Annotated in this window: 17 protein-coding genes; 2 read left to right on the top strand and 15 right to left on the bottom strand. The window is 60.6% G+C overall.

Translation table 11 applies throughout. The annotated features are described in order from the left end of the window. Positions 1-15: 15 nt before the first annotated feature. The 11 genes from nfsA to PHU01S_RS04120 form a co-directional block, all read right to left on the bottom strand. A complete protein-coding gene (gene nfsA, locus PHU01S_RS04170) occupies positions 16-765 on the bottom strand; it encodes an oxygen-insensitive NADPH nitroreductase (RefSeq protein WP_049867799.1) in 750 nt (249 codons plus the stop codon). Positions 766-869: 104 nt separating this feature from the next. Then, a complete protein-coding gene (locus PHU01S_RS04165) occupies positions 870-1,313 on the bottom strand; it encodes a MarR family winged helix-turn-helix transcriptional regulator (protein ID WP_048743753.1) in 444 nt (147 codons plus the stop codon). A gap of 183 nt (positions 1,314-1,496) precedes the next feature. After that, on the bottom strand, positions 1,497-2,366 hold the full coding sequence (locus PHU01S_RS04160; protein WP_048743751.1) for an urease accessory protein UreD: 870 nt from the start codon (positions 2,364-2,366) through the stop codon (positions 1,497-1,499). Then, a complete protein-coding gene (ureG, locus tag PHU01S_RS04155) occupies positions 2,363-3,118 on the bottom strand; it encodes an urease accessory protein UreG (protein WP_049867800.1) in 756 nt (251 codons plus the stop codon). Before ureG ends, PHU01S_RS04160 begins: the two co-directional genes overlap by 4 nt. A gap of 232 nt (positions 3,119-3,350) precedes the next feature. After that, positions 3,351-4,019, bottom strand: a complete 669-nt coding sequence (locus tag PHU01S_RS04150) for an urease accessory protein UreF (RefSeq protein ID WP_307721775.1) — start codon at positions 4,017-4,019, stop codon at positions 3,351-3,353. 53 nt (positions 4,020-4,072) lie between these two features. Continuing rightward, the gene (gene ureC, locus PHU01S_RS04145) at positions 4,073-5,788 is read right to left on the bottom strand and encodes an urease subunit alpha (protein ID WP_049867801.1); all 1,716 of its coding nucleotides are present in this window, start codon (positions 5,786-5,788) and stop codon (positions 4,073-4,075) included. After that, complete coding sequence (locus PHU01S_RS04140; RefSeq protein ID WP_048749632.1) at positions 5,785-6,153, bottom strand: urease subunit beta; 369 nt, start codon at positions 6,151-6,153, stop codon at positions 5,785-5,787. Before PHU01S_RS04140 ends, ureC begins: the two co-directional genes overlap by 4 nt. 83 nt (positions 6,154-6,236) lie before the next feature. Next, positions 6,237-6,542, bottom strand: coding sequence for an urease subunit gamma (locus tag PHU01S_RS04135; protein WP_048749618.1), 306 nt, complete (start codon positions 6,540-6,542; stop codon positions 6,237-6,239). Between the two features lie 415 nt (positions 6,543-6,957). After that, positions 6,958-8,103, bottom strand: coding sequence for a sensor histidine kinase (locus tag PHU01S_RS04130; RefSeq protein WP_021877856.1), 1,146 nt, complete (start codon positions 8,101-8,103; stop codon positions 6,958-6,960). Continuing rightward, positions 8,093-8,803 (bottom strand): response regulator transcription factor, encoded by a 711-nt coding sequence (locus PHU01S_RS04125; protein ID WP_048749621.1) that lies wholly within the window; start codon positions 8,801-8,803, stop codon positions 8,093-8,095. Before PHU01S_RS04125 ends, PHU01S_RS04130 begins: the two co-directional genes overlap by 11 nt. Before the next feature lie 183 nt (positions 8,804-8,986). Then, the gene (locus PHU01S_RS04120) at positions 8,987-9,493 is read right to left on the bottom strand and encodes a copper amine oxidase N-terminal domain-containing protein (protein WP_048749623.1); all 507 of its coding nucleotides are present in this window, start codon (positions 9,491-9,493) and stop codon (positions 8,987-8,989) included. Between the two features lie 201 nt (positions 9,494-9,694). Between PHU01S_RS04120 and ilvD the strand changes: the two genes are divergently transcribed. After that, entirely contained in the window at positions 9,695-11,380 is a 1,686-nt protein-coding gene (gene ilvD, locus PHU01S_RS04115; protein WP_232313321.1) for a dihydroxy-acid dehydratase, read from the top strand. Positions 11,381-11,455: 75 nt separating this feature from the next. Here ilvD and PHU01S_RS04110 read toward each other — a convergent pair whose 3' ends face one another. The 3 genes from PHU01S_RS04110 to PHU01S_RS04100 form a co-directional block, all read right to left on the bottom strand. Further along, complete coding sequence (locus PHU01S_RS04110) at positions 11,456-12,418, bottom strand: anti-sigma factor domain-containing protein (protein ID WP_049867803.1); 963 nt, start codon at positions 12,416-12,418, stop codon at positions 11,456-11,458. Further along, positions 12,415-12,993 carry an RNA polymerase sigma factor gene (locus tag PHU01S_RS04105; RefSeq protein ID WP_021877850.1) on the bottom strand — a complete coding sequence of 193 codons (579 nt, stop codon included), beginning with the start codon at positions 12,991-12,993 and terminating at the stop codon, positions 12,415-12,417. The genes PHU01S_RS04110 and PHU01S_RS04105 overlap by 4 nt, the downstream gene beginning before the upstream one ends. Positions 12,994-13,133: 140 nt before the next feature. Next, on the bottom strand, positions 13,134-14,573 hold the full coding sequence (locus PHU01S_RS04100; protein ID WP_049867804.1) for a polysaccharide deacetylase family protein: 1,440 nt from the start codon (positions 14,571-14,573) through the stop codon (positions 13,134-13,136). Between the two features lie 189 nt (positions 14,574-14,762). On the opposite strand from PHU01S_RS04100, the gene PHU01S_RS04095 reads away from it, so the two are divergent. Continuing rightward, positions 14,763-15,887 carry an AI-2E family transporter gene (locus PHU01S_RS04095; RefSeq protein ID WP_049867805.1) on the top strand — a complete coding sequence of 375 codons (1,125 nt, stop codon included), beginning with the start codon at positions 14,763-14,765 and terminating at the stop codon, positions 15,885-15,887. A 123-nt stretch (positions 15,888-16,010) separates the two neighbouring features. On the opposite strand, the gene PHU01S_RS04090 is transcribed toward PHU01S_RS04095, so the two are convergent. Continuing rightward, complete coding sequence (locus PHU01S_RS04090; RefSeq protein WP_127506317.1) at positions 16,011-17,846, bottom strand: peptidoglycan D,D-transpeptidase FtsI family protein; 1,836 nt, start codon at positions 17,844-17,846, stop codon at positions 16,011-16,013. Positions 17,847-18,221: the final 375 nt, after the last annotated feature.

Here is an 18,221-nt window from a genome sequence, read left to right as displayed (position 1 = left end):
CTTTGCCTGTCCGGTTCAATCCTCGAACGAAAATCCCTGTTCCCGCAAGAAATCACCGTAGCTGCGCGACGGATAATCGGTGCGCCCTTTCATCTCGCGCGTCCACGACGATTCCCTGCCTCCGCCGGACCGGTTGCGGATGTAATCCGCATAGAGGCTGTCGTAACGCTCCAGGTCTTCGGCATAACCATTTTCCCTATACCGGTTCTCGGCATACATGCTTTCCAGCGGCAGCCGCGGCCGGTGATCCGGCTGCTCGTCGGGAACGCCGATGCACATCCCGAATACGGGATAGACGAGAGGCGGCAGTCCGAGCAGCTCCGACATCTTCCTCATGTCGTTGCGGATTCCGCCAATGTACACGATGCCGAGTCCCAGAGACTCGGCTGCCGCCGCCGCGTTCTGAGCCGCAAGCGAGGCATCGACCGTCGCCACAAGGAAATACTCCGTCGTCGCGTCGAAGCTTCCTCCATGCATGGCGACCGCTTCTCCGAAGCGGCTGAGATCGGCGCACCAGACGAGGAAGACAGGCGCTTCCCGGACATGGCGCTGGCTGCCGGCGACATCGGCGATCTGATTCCTCAGCTCGGAATCGGTTATCCCGATGACGCTGTAAGCCTGCATATGGCTGGAAGAAGAAGCTTGACGGGCGCAAGCCAGAATCGCGTCCAGCTGTTCGCCCGTGACCGGCTCGTTTTTGTAGCGCCGGATGGAGCGGTGGTTCATGAGCAGCTTGATGGTCTCGTTGCTGTTGCCGGCTTGCATGATGCCAGCCTCCTTTCGGGGACAAAAAACCTCCTGTCCATTATAAGGGACAGGAGGCCGGGCTGCCAGCAGCCGTCCAAACCATCAGGCCTGAGCGGAATCCGTCACTCCGACTGCAGATTGGCGATCATCCGGTCGAAATACCGAAGCATCTGCTCCATATCCGTCCCGTCCATCCCCTCGTACAGCTTGTACATCAGCTTCTGCTTGGTCTTGCTCACCTGCTCGAGCAGCTGCTTGCCGTTCGCTTCGATATCGAGCAGCACGACTCTGCGGTCCTGCTCCCCGCGCTCTCTAGAAATATAGCCAAGCTCGACCAGACGGTCGGCCAGTCCGGTTACCGCGCCGGAAGTAATCTGGAGCCGATCCGCCAGCACCGATGCCTTCTGCGGGCCTTCGGAGGACAACAGGCTGAGAATGCGGACATGCGTAAGGCCAAGTCCATGTTCGTTATCCCGGTTCCATTCGGAGTTGATGAGCTTGCGGACGAGTCTGAACCGGTCATCCAGCTGTCTGATCAGCTCTTGCGATACCGCTTCATTGACCATGCTTCTTTCACCTCCAGACCCCTTTGGAAGTAAGTTGGGGTTATTATATCCTTTTCCTCTAAAAATCTTCAATGTAAAGCTAAAAAAGAAACCTGACACGACGCAGCCCCGTTCGTTCAAGATGGGCAAAGGCTGCCTCAATCCTTGAACTACGCAGAGCAGGACGGTCAGGTTTCAAAAAGTTTAGTTCAAAGCTTTACGGAGCGGGTCCGGCAAATCCGGCCTCAACAGCTTTCTTGCCGTCAGCCAGGCATGCTCCAATGCCCGCTGCAGCGTCCACGCGCTGCGGGCTCCGGCCTGCACCACGAGGCCGCTTCTCCATGTCAGCGAGACGCCGCTGACGACCTCGCGCCCGGGCACCGGCTGGAGAGAATCCATCGCTTCGCGCAGCTTCTCCTCCAGCCGGCGGTCCACCAGCGACGAGAACACGCAGAAGGTTCCCCAATGGGTCATCCCCTGCCAGCTTCCCGGCGCGCCGAGCAGCTGCTCGCCGGGAATAATGCGCTGGTGCTGGCGATAGATCAATTCTCCATCCTCGTATACGGCAAGCTTGCTGTCCAGGCGGCGGTAGCGGAATACTTCTCCGCGCAGCGTCCGGCCCGGACAGAGCGCCTCGGCCTGCATCCAGCAGGCGCCGGGAGCGAGCATCACTTCCGTATCCGAGGCGAAAGACGCATCTCCGAACAGCATGACCGGTTCGGGCATATGTTCCATGACCGCATTCTCGCCGATGCTGAACCGCTGCCGCAGCGATGCGCCGCCGCCTCCCGGACACGGATGCACCTTGAGGAACGACTGGTTGGATATCTGGACCATCGTATCGCTGCCGGCCGTCCAGTCCATCCGGTACGCGTCGCCTTCCAGCATGCCCGGCGACACATCCATGACGAGAATGCCCGCTCCGCTGCCGAGCGGAAAGCTTTTGGCGATCTTGATGGGCGAAGTATGATAGCGCTCCTGCAGCCGCGTTGCGCCGGATCGATGCTCGAATGTCGCCCGAAGCTCGGATACCCGGATGCCGTTCGGCGCTCCCGCTTCCGGGACCGTGCTCAATGGGAGTGTCCGTCTCCGCCGGCCGCCGCTTCGGAGGCCGCGGCGCTCTCGCCATGAGCATGGCCATGCTCGTGATGGGTATGGCTTCTGCCCTGGGCATGGGCGATTTCATGCTCCAGCCAAGCGGCGATCTCCGCCGTCCCTTCGCCTCCGAACAGATTGGAGAAGACGAACGGCCGGTCGCCGCGCATGCGGCGCGAGTCCGCCTCCATCACCTCGAGGCTCGCTCCTACATGAGGAGCAAGGTCGGTCTTGTTGATGACGAGCAGGTCGGATCGCATGATGCCCGGGCCGCCCTTGCGCGGTATTTTTTCCCCTTGGGCAACGTCGATGATGTAGATGAACCGGTCCGCCAGCTCGGGGCTGAACGCGGCAGCCAGATTGTCGCCGCCGCTCTCGATGAAGATAAGCTCGAGCGGAGAGAACCGGCTCTGCAGCTCTTCGATCGCCTCGAAATTCATCGAAGCATCCTCGCGCACAGCCGTATGCGGGCAGCCGCCCGTCTCCACGCCGATGATCCGCTCTTCCGGAAGAACGCCTGTCGCCGCCAATATCCGCGCATCCTCCTTGGTATAGATGTCGTTGGTAATGACCGCCAGGCTGTATTTATCCTTCAGCGCTTCCGCCAGGCGCTCCACCAGCTTGGTCTTGCCGGAGCCGACCGGTCCGCCGATGCCGATCCGGATCGGCCTCCCCGCCGGAATCGGATTCGTTTCCCATTCCACATGCGTATGTCCTTGTCCTTGGCACATAATGTACGCCTCCCAGGCAATAAGTTGGTTTGGATTCAATCCATGTCTTCCATCAAGCTCATTCCTTGCCGCTAATCTTGAGGGTGACGGTGCGGGTCGGGGAAATGAGGCCCCGCCGCCCATCGTCCGGCCAATCCGGCCGTCTTCCGCGTCCACTCGTCATCCTGTGCCGAACTCATCCCTCGTTCTTCCTCTCGGTATGGGATGGCAGGAAACCGGCCGTTGAACAGGTTCAGGACATGAACAATCGCGAGTACAGCGTCTCGTGGCGGATCATGGCCAGCTCGGCGAAAGGCATGTTGCTCCAAGCCTCTTCCGGCTCCATGCCGAGCGTTATTCCGGCGGCCCGTCCGGCATCCGCCGACAGCAAGGCCAGCATGCGCTGGGCTTCCGTCTGTCCGATGGCCATCAGGCGCAGAGCGCTGTTCACCGCATTGCTGATGCTGCCGTACAGCCACCCCTGCACGGCCTGCTCCCGCCCGATGCCGCTCTGCCAGCAGATCCAGCCGAATACGAGCGGATGGGTCAGCAGGCATTCCCCTTCCCGGTATGCCTTCTCCAGCTCTTCCATGCGGCATCCCGGATAGATCGACGCCGCCAGCGCCAGCAGGCGCCGTCCCATCTTCTCCATCCCGGAGCGGGTCTCGGTTCCGATGCGCTGGACATGCACGATGCGCTCAGCCGCCCATAACCGCCGATACTCCCCTGCCGGCGCATCCCGATAGACGGCGGAGACGACCAGCGCATCCGTCGTCGCCCAGCTCTGCTCCAGCATGGCGCGCAAATACTGCTCCAGATCGGCAGCGCTGCGGATGCCGCCTTCCTGGATCAGCGTCTCCAAGCCGAAGCTGTGCGAGAAGCCTCCGATCGGCAGCGCCGAGTCCAGCAGCTGCTGCAGCACGAGCCAGTTGGCCGGAGGACTGGAAGAAGCCCCGCGGCTTCCGGCGCCAGAGGTCAGAATAAGAAGTACCTTTGCGCCATCGGCACGCTTTCCGCAGGCTCGCAGGCCGCATGGATACCGTCCACCGTCACCTTGTAGGTTTCCGGGTCGACCTCGATGACGGGGGTGGCGTCGTTGTGGATCATGTCTTTTTTGGATACTGTCCGGCAGCCCTTGACCGGCTCCACCCGCTTCTGCAGGCCGAGCCGCTCCGCGATGCCGCTGTCATGGGCCGCTTGGGAGACGAAGGTGATGCAGCTGCCGTATACCGCCCGGCCGTAAGCGGCGAACATCGGGCGGCCGAATACCGGCTGAGGCGTCGGAATCGAGGCGTTGGGATCGCCCATCTGGGCGAAGGCGATCATTCCGCCCTTCAGCACGAGATCGGGCTTCACTCCGAAGAACATCGGGCTCCAAAGCGCAAGATCGGCGAACTTTCCCGGTTCGATGGAGCCGACGAGATGGGAAACGCCATGGGTAATGGCCGGATTGATCGTGTATTTCGCCACATACCGCTTGATCCGGAAGTTGTCGCCATGCTCATCGTCCGGAGCCAGCGGCCCGCGCTGCTTCTTCATCTTGTCCGCCGTCTGCCAGGTGCGGATAATCACTTCCCCGACGCGTCCCATCGCCTGGGAATCGGAGCTCAGCATGCTGAATACCCCCATATCGTGCAGAATATCCTCGGCGGCGATCGTCTCGGGACGGATGCGCGAGTCGGCGAACGCCACATCCTCGGGGATGCGCGAATCCAGATGGTGGCAGACCATCAGCATATCCAGATGCTCCTCGATCGTGTTGACCGTGAATGGACGGGTCGGATTCGTGGAGCTGGGCAGCACGTTGAGCTCGCCCGCCGCGCGGATGATGTCGGGAGCATGCCCTCCTCCCGCGCCTTCGGTATGGTAGGTATGGATCGTCCTGCCGCCGATGGCGGCAAGCGTATCCTCCAGAAAGCCGGATTCGTTCAGCGTATCGGTATGGATCGCAACCTGCACATCGTATTGGTCGGCCGCCTTGAGGCAGGCGTCGATGGCGGCGGGAGTCGTGCCCCAGTCCTCATGCAGCTTGAGGCCGATCGCTCCCGCTTCGATCTGCTCGATCAGCGGACCCGTGAAGCTGGCGTTGCCCTTGCCGGTGAAGCCGAGATTCATCGGGAAAGCTTCGGCGGCCTCCAGCATGCGCCGCATATGCCAGGCGCCAGGCGTGCAGGTCGTGGCGTTGGTGCCCGTTGCCGGTCCCGTCCCGCCGCCGATCATCGTCGTGACCCCGGAGGAGAGCGCCGTCTCGATCTGCTGGGGACAAATGTAATGGATGTGGGCGTCGATGCCGCCCGCCGTGACGATCTTGCCTTCGGCGGCTATGACCTCCGTGCTCGCTCCGACCGTCATGCCCGGCGTGACGCCGTCCATGATATCCGGGTTGCCGGCCTTGCCGATTGCGACGATATGTCCGTCCCGAATGCCGATGTCGGCTTTGACGATGCCCCAATGGTCAATGATGACGGCATTCGTTATCAGCGTGTCCAGCACCCCCTCGCTGCGAAGCGCCCCGCTGGACTGGCCCATGCCGTCCCGGATGACCTTGCCGCCGCCGAACTTGCATTCGTCGCCGTACACCGTGTAATCCTTCTCGATGACAGCCCACAGCTCCGTATCGGCCAGCCTTACGGCATCTCCGGCGGTAGGGCCGAACATGTCCGCGTAGCTTTTGCGGTCCATCGATTTCATGCCTGCTCCCCCTCCCAAGCCTTGAGGCGGGCCCGCACCTCATCCGGCATGGCGCCGGCGACCGCCGGACCTCCGGTAATGCCGCTCAGCCCGAAGCCGAGCCGGCTTCCGCCGAGCTCGACGAGCTCGACCGGCTTCTCCTCGCCCGGCTCGAACCGCACGGCCGTGCCGGCAGGAATATTGAGCCTCATGCCGAAAGCCTGCTCGCGGTCGAAGCTCAGCCCGCGATTCACTTCGAAGAAATGGTAATGCGAGCCGACCTGGACCGGCCGGTCTCCTTGGTTGACGACAAACAGCTCTGCGGTCCGCCGGCCTTCGTTGAGCTTGATCTCTCCCGGCAATGTCCGGTATTCCCCTGGTATCACGGGCATTCCCCTTTCTTTCAAAAGCATGGCGCCTGCAGCAGCGGCAGCCGTCCTCGATCCGCCCTTCGGCTGCTGCCGGACGATCAGCCCGATATGGGCTGGTGCACCGTCACGAGCTTCGTCCCGTCAGGGAAGGTCGCTTCGACCTGAACCTCATGGATCATCTCCGGTATGCCTGCCATCACCTGGTCCCGGCGCAGGATCCGCGTGCCGTATTCCATCAGGCGCGCCACCGTAAGGCCGTCTCGGGCACCCTCCATGATCTCGGAAGTAATGAGCGCGATGCTCTCGGGATAATTGAGCTTGACCCCCCGGTCAAGCCGCCTGCGAGCCACGTCGGCGGCCATGGTAATGAGCAGCTTCTCTTTTTCCCGCTCGGTCAACTGCATCCCTTTCACCCCTTATGCCAGAATTAGTTCCATTATAGTCACGCCGGAGGCGGAAGTAAACATATTATGTAAGGAAAGTTAACATCATTAAACCTTTCGCTCCGTGCAAAAAAAGAAGCTTGCGCCTTAAGCGAAGCTTCCCGATTTCATGCCGCTATGCTGTTCCCTTCGATCTATCGACACTCGCGAACGGCTGCATCCCTACCAGATCCGCAGCAGAATATCGACCAATCCCACGTTTTTGCCGCCGTCTCCGCCTACCAGCAGAACGGCCATCAAGATAACCGCGCATGCCATGACCATCATCCACAGATGCCTCAAGGACGTCCCCTCCTCAGCGTCGTTGTCTGCTCCTATTGTAGCCGAGCCGGGAAAGGCATACCGTAACGTAATCCTAAAAATTTCTTAAGAAATCCTAAAGAGCGTCTAATGCTGTCGTTTCGCGTCCCTTTTCCGCCTGCGGGACAGCGGCGCCGGCCAGCGGGAGCCTGACCTGGAAGCTCGTCATGAAGGGATCGCTTGCCGCGGATATGGTTCCTCCATGCTGCTCTACTATGCCTTTGGCGATCGCCAGACCGAGTCCGGTGCCGCCGCTGCCGTCGCCTCTCGCCTTGTCGACCCGGTAGAACCGGTCGAACAAGTGCGGCAGATCGATGGACGGAATCATTTCCCCGTAATTGACCACTTCGACCACGGCTTCGCCTCCGGATGCCGAAGCGATCAGATCGACTCTGCCGCCATCCTTGCCGTATCGGATCGCGTTGGCGAGCAGATTCTCGAATACGCGCACCATTTTGTCGGAATCTCCCGTCACCATCAGCTTGTCGGCAGGCGCCCTCAGCTCCGTGTCCAGGCCCGCCTCCTCCAGCGGCACCCGGTACTGCAGCAGCAGCTGACGGAGCAGCTCCGTCAGATTGAAGGTCAGCTTGCGCTGCGGCGCGGTCTCATACCTCATCTTCGTGTAGTCGAACAGATCGTTGATCAGCACATGAAGCCGCTTGGACTTCTCGTAAGCGATGCTGACATAATGGCGCAGCTCCACTTCATCCCTGCACCGGTCCTGCTGGATCAGCCCGAGGTACCCGATGATGGAGGTGAGCGGCGTGCGCAGGTCATGGGAGACGTTCGTGATGAGCTCGCTCTTGGTCTGCTCCGCCCTGCGCTCCTCGTCCAGCGATAATTGCAGCTTGTGGACGAGATAGTTGATGTAGGAAGCGAGATCTCCCAGCTCGTTCTTCTGCCGGACGGGAACCTTGTAGCCGAAATGCCCGTCGGCGATGTAGCGGACGCTGCGGCTGACGTCGCGGAAATACCGGAACTGCCGCTGCTGCAGCAGCAGCAGATAAACGAGGAACAGGATCAGAGCCAGAATGACGAGCGTAAAATCGCCCAGCTGGTCGATCATCAGATGGGCGAAGGAGCGCAGCGACGGGAACGTCACCGCCAGCCTCTCGGCGGCGATGACCACGAGCGCGGAGGTGATGACCGCCAGCGCCGCGCTTGCCGCCAGATGGACGAGCAGGCGGACCGTCATGTCCTTGACGATATTGTCATCCTTCAATTTTGTAGCCTACCCCCCATACGGTCACGATGAACTTGTCTCCGGTTTCCTGCTCGAGCTTGTCCCTCAGCTTGCTGATATGGACCATAACCGTATTGTTGGACTCGTAGAACTTCTCTTTCCATACTTGCTGGAAGATGTCCTCCGCGCTGAATACCCGCCCCGGATGCGAGGCGAGCAGATGAAGAATGGCGAACTCGGTGCTCGTCAGATGCATCTGCCTGCCGTCCGCGCGCAGGACGACGGCATGGGTGCTCTTGTCGATGCGCAGCGGCCCGAGGTCGACCGCCTCCTCCGCATCCGCGCCTCCGGCCTGCGAGGACTTCGGATACTGATAAGCCCGCCTGAGCAGCGATTTCACCCTTGCGACCAGCTCCAGCGGATTGAACGGCTTGACCATGTAGTCGTCCGCTCCCGTCATGAGTCCCATGATCTTGTCCATGTCCTCGGCCTTGGCGCTCAGCATGAGGATCGGAACGGGAACTTCGTGGTCCTTGCGGATTCTTCGGCATACCTCGAGGCCGCTCAGCTTCGGCATCATGATATCGAGAACGACCAGATGGTAGGACCCGTCCGCAAGCAGCGCGAGCGCTTCCTCGCCGTCATGGGCGGTTGCCGTCTGGTAGCCTTCATTGGATAGATAAATTTGGATCAATTCTGCAATTTCACGGTCGTCGTCGACGATCAGCAGCTTTTTCACAACCGATACCACCCCTTACAGCCACTATACCGCAGAGCCGGGCGGCTTGAAAGGCATGGCGGCCAATCGTCAGACAGGTTTAAGCTTTCCTTTAGGTTTCCTTTAACATGCAGCAGAAAGACCCCGCTCCTGCGCCATGCAGGGACGGGGTTCTCCATACGGCCGCGGATGCGGGGAAGGAGATCAGCTCTTGTCGCTGGCCGCCTTATCCGTAATGTTGATCAGATTCTGGTCCGGGTTGTACCAGCAATAGGCGCCGAGCGACTCGGATACGAACCGCAGCGGCACCATCGTCGCCCCGCTCAGGTTGCGCGCCGGCACGTCCAGCTCGACCTTGTTGCCGTTGATGGAGGCCGCCGTCTTGTTGACGGTCAGCTCGATCGTCATCGTCCCTTTCGTCGCCTTGATGCTCTGGTCGAACTGGTTCCAGTCCACCTGAGCGCCCATCGCTTCGAACACGCCGCGGAGCGGGACGAGGGTTCTGCCTTTCTCGATGACCGGATCATGGTTCATGTCGTAGCTGATGCCATTAATTAAAATTTTCGGCAGATCCTTTGCCGCCTCGGCTTGAGCGGGAGCCAGCAGTCCTGCTCCGGCAACAAGAGCGGCCGCTGCGATTGCGGCGGCCGGCTTCAGCTTGCGGACGCCGGGGGATGCTGGACGGACGAAGAAACGGTGAATGGGACTCATGGATGGGTTTGCCTCCTTTGGCAATGGACGGAATGAAAGGCTCTGATTGATATTAAACCGCTTTCGGCCGGTAAAAACCGAGGCATGTTCTTCATTTTGCGGCCGCATCATCGAAGCGAAGCATCAATGCGGCAATCTGTAGTCAAGCCTTCCCTACTATGGTAGAATCATAGAACGATGTTATTCCTGGGAGGGACAGTCATGGCACCGAAGAAAATGCGTTCCGATATGATCAAGAAGGGCTTCGACCGCGCTCCGCACCGCAGCCTGCTGCGCGCCGCCGGCGTCAAGGAAGAAGATTTCGACAAGCCGTTCATCGCCGTCTGCAATTCCTACATCGATATTATTCCAGGCCACGTGCATCTCCAAGAGTTCGGCAAAGTCGTCAAGGAAGCGATCCGCGAAGCCGGCGGCGTGCCGTTCGAGTTCAACACGATCGGCGTCGACGACGGCATCGCTATGGGCCACATCGGCATGCGCTACTCGCTCGCCAGCCGCGAGATCATCGCCGACTCCGTCGAGACGGTCGTCAACGCGCACTGGTTCGACGGCATGGTATGCATCCCCAACTGCGACAAGATCACCCCTGGCATGATGATGGGCATGCTGCGCGTCAACATCCCGTCCATCATGGTGAGCGGCGGCCCGATGAAGGCCGGACGCACCAGCGATGGACGCGCGATTTCCCTGACGAGCGTATTCGAGGGAGTCGGCCAGTTCATGGCCGGCAAGATCGACGAGGTCGGCCTGACCGAGCTGGAGCAGTTCGGCTGTCCGACATGCGGCTCCTGTTCCGGCATGTTCACGGCCAACTCCATGAACTGCCTCGCCGAGGCGCTCGGAATCGCTCTTCCAGGCAACGGCTCCATTCTCGCCGTCTCGCCGGAGCGCAAGGATTTCGTCCGCGAATCCGCCCGCCAGCTCATGAAGCTGATCGAGCTCGATCTGCGTCCGCGCGATATCGTAACCGCCGAAGCCATCGACAACGCCTTCGCGCTGGATATGGCCATGGGGGGCTCCACCAACACCGTTCTGCACACGCTCGCCATCGCCCATGAAGCCGGCATCGACTACCCGATCGCCCGCATCAACGAGGTCGCCAACCGCGTGCCGCATCTGTCCAAGCTGGCCCCTGCCTCCGACCTCCACATGGAGGACGTGCATGACGCCGGCGGCGTAAGCGCCGTTCTGAACGAGCTGCTCAAGAAGGAAGGCGCGCTTCACACGGAATGCATCACCGTCACCGGCAAGACGATCCGCGAGAACGTCGAGAATACGGAAGTGAAGCGCCGCGACGTCGTCCGTCCGATCGACGACCCGCATTCCGAGCGCGGCGGCCTGGCCGTCCTCTTCGGCAACCTGGCGCCGGACGGCGCGATCATCAAGGTCGGCGCCGTAGACAAATCCGTCGGCGGCTACCACCGCGGACCGGCCATCTGCTTCGACTCCCAGGACGCGGTTCTGGAAGGGTTGAGCAAAGGTCTCGTCAAGGAAGGCCATGTCGTGGTCATCCGCTACGAAGGACCGAAGGGCGGTCCCGGCATGCCGGAAATGCTCGCCCCTACATCCCAGATCGTGGGCATGGGACTCGGAGCCAAGGTCGGCCTCATCACCGACGGCCGCTTCTCCGGCGCTTCGCGCGGCATCAGCATCGGCCATATCTCGCCTGAAGCAGCCGACGGCGGCCCTCTCGCCTTCGTCAACGACGGCGACATCATCGAGCTGGACATGAACAACCGGACGATCCAGCTGGAGATCAGCGACGAGGAAATGGCCAAGCGCCGCGCCGAATGGGCCGGCTTCGAGCCGAAGATCAAGCGCGGCTACCTCGCCCGCTACTCCCATCTGGTTACTTCCGCCAGCACCGGCGGCGTCATGAGAATCTAATTCAAGCCATAACCGAACAATCCCCCTGCGCTTGCCGCAGGGGGATTGTTTTTCGTTCCGTTTCCATGGTGCAGATCAAGCTTTCAAGCCTCCGGCCATGACCATCGTGCCGCGCGGCGCGGTGCCGAACGCATCCGGCTCCAGCGTGATCGCCACCTGATCGAAGGAATCCGGCTGGAAGGTGAACGTAATGGCGCCGGAGCCGTTCACCGGCTTGAACGTGCCCGCATTCACAGGCTTGTCGCCCTTGATGAGCCATACCTGGAAAGCCTGGCTGTCCTTAAGCGCCGGAAGCTTGCTGGCCTGCACGATCAAGTGCGTGCCCTTGGCATCCACGACGATGTAGGCCTGCCCTTTGGCGACCATATTCTTGACCGGCTTGAGCGAGATGATCTGGCTCACCGCCGCGTCGGCCGACGGCTTCATTACTTCCTGCAGCTCCGACTGGGCCTGCACCAGATTCTGCTTGGCCGCCTCAAGTTCGCCCGAAAGCAGCTCATTCCTTTTGCTGAGGCTGTCCATGCGCTGGGCGAGGGTGCCGCAGACAAGCAGCATGACCGCTGCCGCTCCGGCCAGAAGCGCCACCAGGCGCGGCCTGCGTCCGCCGGCTGCAGCGGTCCTTCTGCCGCTTCCGGCGTTCGAAGTCCAAGCCGCTGAGCCTGCGTCCGCGCTCCTCTTGCTTGCGGAACCAGCTTCAGTCCGCCGGCGCCCGGAAGCCTCCTCATCAGGACTATCGACCTCCGCCCTGGCTGCATCGACTTGCCTTCCCAAGCCCGGCTCCTGAGCGCCGCTTCGGCCGAGCACCGCTCCCAGCACTCGTTTCTTCATTCCCTCGGGAGGCTCGACCGGATCGACCGCCAGCGGCAGCAGATTCATCAGCTTCCGCAGCTCCTGCAGCTCCGCGCCGCATTCAGCGCACTGTTCCAGATGCTCTTCGAATGCGGCGCGCTCGGCGGCGTCAAGCGCTCCTGCCGCGTACAGCTCCACATTGTCGCATTCCGTGTTTTTGCCATGCGGCTGATATGGCTGGCTTGTCATGATCGAACCCCCTCTCTCCAGACTTCCCCGAGACTTTTGCGCAGCTGCCTAAGCGCAAGCCGGACCCGGCTTTTGACGGTGCCCAGCGGAATATGATGCAGCTCGGAAATTTCCTGCTGCGTGTATCCCCCGTAATAAACCCACTCCAGCACCCGTTTCTGCTCCTCGTTCAGCTCCGCCAGCGCTTCCTTCACATGCTCCGCCATGAGCCTGTCCATCGCGGCCTGCTCCGTCGTCTCCGGGTCCTTGACCCCCTGCCAGTCCTCCTCGGACCCCGACGCCGCCGGACGGCGGTCGCGCTTGCGGATCCAGTCGATGGAGAGGTTGCGGGCCAGCGTGAATATCCAGGTGCTCACTTTGCCGGTGCGCTGGTTCATGTCAAATGAATCGGCATGATTCCATACTTTGAAAAAAAGTTCCTGCACGATCTCCTCCGCCGCCATGACGTCTCCGACGATGCGGTAGACAAAGGAGTATACGGGCCGCTCGTATCGATCATACAGCTGCTCGAGAGCATCGCTGTCCTTCGCCGCTATCCGTTGGAGGAGCTGCTCCTCCCAAGCCGTTTCGCTCATTGTTTCCTCTCCTTCCCGCTTCTCCCATCATAGAGCCTTTCCCGCCCGAAAGTCCAATGGATTAAGGACACAAAAAAAGACTGCTTCACGGAGAGAGCTGCGCTCCGAAAAGCAGTCTTGCCGGCCCAATGAGCCGAGCTTCAGGAAGCGCTCGGGCTTCCGCTCGCGACCGGCTCGACCGAGGCTCCCGGCTCGGCGGCCGGAACAGCCGCGGAGCCCTTCGGCTGCCTGGCCGTTTGCGGGCTGTCCGCATCGCGGGAAGAGGATGGCGTCCGGGCGGCATGCCGCAGTATATCCTCGCGCGACATCAGCAGCATGCGCGGTGTCATCGGCTTTTTGTCTCTTGCCTTGCCTTTGCGGCCGGCGGCTTTTTTCTTCGGCCTTGCCGTGAGAACCCGGAACAGAATACGAAGATAAATTCGGGATGCTTTGGCAAATAAATTCTCAGGAAGGTCGAATACCTGGAACCCGAGCCTGTCGGTTCCCCTATGGATCATGGTGACGCCATAAATAGCCTTGACGGAGCTCGTTTCAGGATCGTTCAGAACCTGCCTCGACAAGGCGGGAAGCGCCGTCTCCATCTCTCGGATCAAGTGGATGATGACGGCCATGGGGGAGGCCGAGCGTCCCGATACCCTGCGCAGCATGTCGTTGTCGAGATGAATCTCGGCGACGGAGTCGCCTTTGCGGATGACCGCGCCTTCCTTCAGCTCCACCTCGGGACCGTTGTACGTCGTCTTGCGGTAGTAGAAGACCGTCCTGTCTCCCGAGCCCCGAACGGCCTTCAGCCGGAATGCGAGGTGGAACAGCTTCTCGTACTGCAGCCATGTCCATGCCGCCGCCCGTCCGATCAGGCCCGGCCTCGCTTCCTTGGCCTTGTCCGTGATCGCCATCATCTCCTCGATTCCGACAAATCGGAAGCCTCGACGGCTTCCTTCCTCCAGGTAAACGGTCAGCGCCTCCAGCATTTGCGCCGGGGCTTCCGCATCCGCGCCTAGAGTGAGCCCGCAGTCGTGCAGCAGCACCACCTCGCCCGGCCTCAGCTTCTTGAGCAGCCGTTCCGTGAGCCGATCGGCATTATCGTGGGCTTTCCAGTCGCCGAAGATGCCGGACCAGAGCACGATTTTATACTGGCCTTTTTTGGAGAAATCGAACAGGTTCACAATTCCCCACGGCGGGCGGTAGTAGGCCGGCTTCAGCCCGGCTGCCGCTTCGATGATCTCCGCCGTCCGTTGTATCTGCTTTCTCACCGTAGCAGGCCTCATCAGCCAGTTGGTCTTGTGCACATAGTTGTGGATTCCGATCGTATGCCCTTCGTCCCGCATGCGCTGAAGAAGCTCCGGGTGTCTCTCCGCATGGGATCCGACGACAAAAAAAGTCGCCTTGGCTCCGTGCCTGGCGAGCAAATCGAGAAGCTTGGGCGTATAAACGGGATCGGGCCCGTCATCGAACGTCAAGGCGATCTCCCGTTCCGTGAGGCCTTTTTTGAACACTCGGAATCCGAACATGCGGCTGACCAGCCCCGGGAGAAAAGCATACAGCGTCAAAAAGTAGAATCCCCAGACAAGCAAATTCTCCATGTTCTTTTCCCCACCATATTCTCTGTATTCTGTCGATTCCGGACACAAGCCCTCCGGAAGTCCATTGAAGTCAACATCCATTGTACCATAGTCCACGGGCAAAAAAAGCCTATCATCTCTAAAACTATAGTACAATACAGACAGAAATATGCTCGTACACCGATATCTGGAGAAGGAGAACTAGACAGCATGCTGACCTTTTACCGCAAGTACTGGAGGACGGCTTTCGACATCGGCCTGATCGTCCTCACGGTTTACCTGATCATGCTATTATTCAGCTTTTTGTATTCCATCGCAGCCCCGATCTTCCTCTCGCTGCTCATCTTCGTCATCATCGAGCCATTGGCCAAAGCCTTGAACCGGATCGGCATCAAAAAGTCTCTGGCCTCGGCCGTTTCCATCCTGATTTTCTCCGCGCTCGTTCTCGGCCTGTTCTTTGGAGCCGGCTATATCGTCGTCAAGGAAGCCACCGCGCTTGCGGACAAGCTTCCGGAGTACCAGAGCATGCTCGTCGCCAAGGTCAATGCCGGATCGGATTGGCTCAAGGAGCAGGTAGGAGCCCTGCCTCCGGGATCGGTCGACAAGCTGCAGGAATACGTCGACTCCCTTACCCTGTGGGGACAAAAAGTAGCCAAAGGCTTCCTCTTCAGCGCGGCGGGATACCTGTCCTCGGTCTCCGCCTTTATGTTTAACTTTATCGTCGGAATCATACTCGCTTATTTCCTCAGCATCGAGATCGGCGACTGGAAAAAAATCGCCCGGGACAAAACGCCCCGGACGTTCAAGAAAGCGTTCGAATTTCTGCGCCTCAACGTCTTCTCGGGCATTACGGCTTACTTGAAAGCGCAGATGAAGCTGATCTCCATCACCTTCCTCGTCGTATTCGTGTCCCTCCTTCTGCTCGGAGTCGACAACGCGCTCACGATATCGGTGCTTGCCGCTGTGTTCGACATTCTGCCGCTCCTCGGAGTCGGAACGGTATTCATTCCCTGGATCATCTATCTGCTGGCTGTCGGGGATTTCAATCTGGCCATCTGGCTGACCGTCCTGTTCCTCGTCATCGTGCTTGCCCGGCAGATTCTGGAGCCGCTCATTACCGGAGATACGCTCGGCGTCTCCGCCTTCACGATGCTGGCGTTCATGGTCATCTCCCTGTCGCTATTCGGCGTCGCCGGCGTCATCCTCTCGCCCGTGCTTCTCATTCTTGTCAAAGCGTTGTACGATCAGGGCTATCTGAGGCGATGGATCACTCCGCCCAAGGATGAATATGATCTGCCCGACTATGGAAGGCCCGATCCGCCTGCAGAGGCGTGAAACTATCGGGGAAGTCCCGACAATCGCCGGAAAAAAAGTTCGGCCTAAAGTTAAGCTCTTAGCTTGGCCTTAGCTTGGCCTTGCTCGGCCATTGAAATTCGGCTCGATATCAAGCGATTCCCGTCAAGGCAGCCGCTCCGCGCCGGAGGCTTCCCAGGCAGCCAGCGCATCCATGACGCTGCCGAACAGCCTCGCCGCCTGATTCGGACTGCCCTCCGGCCGGTTCTCGGCCAGCACCGCGACGGCATACCGGGGGCTGCGGACAGGGCCGTAGCCGGCGAACCATTGATGGTTGCCCTGTCCGGGCCGTCCTGTCTCCGCTGTCCCGGACTTGCCGGCCAGCTGCCAGGACCTGCGCTGCAGGGAACGTCCCGTCCCTCCGCTTACGACCGCCTCCATGCCTTTGCGCAGAGCTGCCGCCGTAGCCGGGGTTATGCGTCCGTACGGCGACTCCAGCTCATGGGCCGGCATCCGGGCCAGCAGCTGCCCGTCCGCATATCGGATTTCCCGGAGCAGCCTCGGCTCGAGGACCTGACCGCCATGCAGAAGAGTGACCATCAGATTGGCCGCCTGAAGCGGGGACGCCAGCACATCCTGCTGGCCGATTCCCGTCCGGGCAAGCTCGCCTCTCGACCGTTCGCCCGGCGTTCCCCCTTGGCGGAACACTTGGCCCGATTCTTCTTCCCACAGAAGCCGCAGCGGACCCTTGAGGGGCCCTGCGGCTTCTCCGTTCTCCAGGCTCCAGCCTACCCTCTTGCCAAGTCCGAGCCGGTCTGCGGTGATCCGGATCTGGGAGGGGGTCAGCCGCTCGGCGAGCCCGGCAAAAACGATATTGCAGGATTGCGCCAGTCCTTGCCGAAGCGTAACGAGTCCATGCCCCCCCTCTTTCCAGCAGGATAGTCCGTAACGGCCATATTGGCCGGGACAGAAAAACCTCTCTCCCTCGCTCGTCACGCCTGCCTCCAGCGCCGCCGCTTCCGTAACCAATTTAAAGATCGAGCCCGGCGTGAACGCTTTGACACCGTGATTTTCCGTCCCGGACAGGGAGCCGTCCAGCTTGAGCGGGTCAAAGGAAGGCATCGATACCATCGCAACGATGTCGGCATTGCGGACATCCAGCACGACGACAGCCCCTTTGGCGAGCCCTTCCAGACGGGCCATCCTTTCCAGCTCCCGCTGCAAGGGAAGGCTGATGGTGGTGACGGCTTGAAGCGGATAGAGAGGCGTAGACGGGCGCGTGAGCGTCATGTCCAGCCCCTTGAGCGGAGCCCCTCCTCCGTCCGTGAAATATCGGGCGTAGGACGGACCCGTTCCTCTCAGCACTTTATCCAGCGACAGCTCCAGACCCGCTCCACCCGTTACATCGGAAAGGGCCGCCTTGCCCTTTTGCAGCTGCTTGGCGTACAATTCCCGAATCCGATCCGGATTTTCGCTGACATAACCGATCGCCTGGATTCCGCTTTCCCCTTCCGGATACCGCGCCCGAAACGGCAGCACCGCCACCCCTTCGATCCGCAGGCCGGCCAGCTCCCGCTCCTGCGCAGCGCTTAGCCGGCGCGGAATTCCCGACCCGGCATCCTGCCAGAATTCAGGCGACTTCAGGGCGGACAGCTTCTTCGTCAGCTCCTCCCTCCCGATGCCCATGATCCGCGCGAGGACGGAGAGATCTCTGCCCGTTCCTCTGCTCGCCGATGAAGGCAAGGGGAACAGCGCAAGCGAGCGGTAGGAGAAGCCCGTCAGCGGCAGCCCCGAACGGTCGCGAAAGTCTCCCCTCCCGGAATCAAGCCGGAGGCTTTGGCTGTGCAGCTGCAGCGGGCCGGCGGGCCGGCGCTGCCCGCCAGCCGGACTGCCGGAAGCGTGTCGGGAAGGAAGGAGATCAATCCAGGCAAGGCGGGCCATGCATACAAGCATGACGAACGTAATCAAGCAAGCAGCGGTTCTCAAGCGGCGTACGGACATAGGATGGCCTCCGAATATCAAATCGATTGATTCTGTATTCCAGCATTCCCCATCGACCGTTCGGCTAACAGCAGGAAAACGAACAAAGCCAAAGCCCCTTTGCTCTCGGCAAAGGGGCTTCATGTTCTTTCTTGCTTCTGCTTCTGCTTCTGCTTCTTCTGCTTCTGCTTCTTTTTCTTTCTTGCTTCTTTTTCTTTCTTGCTTCTGCTTCTGCTTCTTGCTTGGCCGTGTTCCTATTCCGTCCGGAACCTCTCCAGAGATTTCTGCAGCGAACGCGACACTTCCTCCAGCTTGGAGGATAGATTCACAAGCCCTTCGCTTACGCCGAGCTGCTCGCTGCTCAGAGACGCGACCTCCTCCGACGTCGCCGAAGAT

The organism is Paenibacillus humicus NBRC 102415 (assembly GCF_004000905.1).
Taxonomy (GTDB): Bacteria; Bacillota; Bacilli; order Paenibacillales; family Paenibacillaceae; genus Paenibacillus_O; species Paenibacillus_O humicus.
The sequence above is the reverse complement of the archived record's forward strand: the minus strand, read 5'-3'. Positions and strand labels throughout refer to the sequence as shown.

Bases quoted from the DNA above. Each gene is read 5' to 3' on its own strand.
- nfsA (WP_049867799.1), bottom strand. From the start codon at position 765: ATGCAAGCCGGCAACAGCAACGAGACCATCAAGCTGCTCATGAACCAC.
- PHU01S_RS04165 (WP_048743753.1), bottom strand. From the start codon at position 1,313: ATGGTCAATGAAGCGGTATCGCAAGAGCTGATCAGACAGCTGGATGAC.
- ureG (WP_049867800.1), bottom strand. From the start codon at position 3,118: ATGTGCCAAGGACAAGGACATACGCATGTGGAATGGGAAACGAATCCG.
- ureC (WP_049867801.1), bottom strand. From the start codon at position 5,788: ATGAAATCGATGGACCGCAAAAGCTACGCGGACATGTTCGGCCCTACC.
- PHU01S_RS04135 (WP_048749618.1), bottom strand. From the start codon at position 6,542: ATGCAGTTGACCGAGCGGGAAAAAGAGAAGCTGCTCATTACCATGGCC.
- PHU01S_RS04120 (WP_048749623.1), bottom strand. From the start codon at position 9,493: ATGAGTCCCATTCACCGTTTCTTCGTCCGTCCAGCATCCCCCGGCGTC.
- ilvD (WP_232313321.1), top strand. From the start codon at position 9,695: ATGGCACCGAAGAAAATGCGTTCCGATATGATCAAGAAGGGCTTCGAC.
- PHU01S_RS04110 (WP_049867803.1), bottom strand. From the start codon at position 12,418: ATGACAAGCCAGCCATATCAGCCGCATGGCAAAAACACGGAATGCGAC.
- PHU01S_RS04105 (WP_021877850.1), bottom strand. From the start codon at position 12,993: ATGAGCGAAACGGCTTGGGAGGAGCAGCTCCTCCAACGGATAGCGGCG.
- PHU01S_RS04100 (WP_049867804.1), bottom strand. From the start codon at position 14,573: ATGGAGAATTTGCTTGTCTGGGGATTCTACTTTTTGACGCTGTATGCT.
- PHU01S_RS04095 (WP_049867805.1), top strand. From the start codon at position 14,763: ATGCTGACCTTTTACCGCAAGTACTGGAGGACGGCTTTCGACATCGGC.
- PHU01S_RS04090 (WP_127506317.1), bottom strand. From the start codon at position 17,846: ATGTCCGTACGCCGCTTGAGAACCGCTGCTTGCTTGATTACGTTCGTC.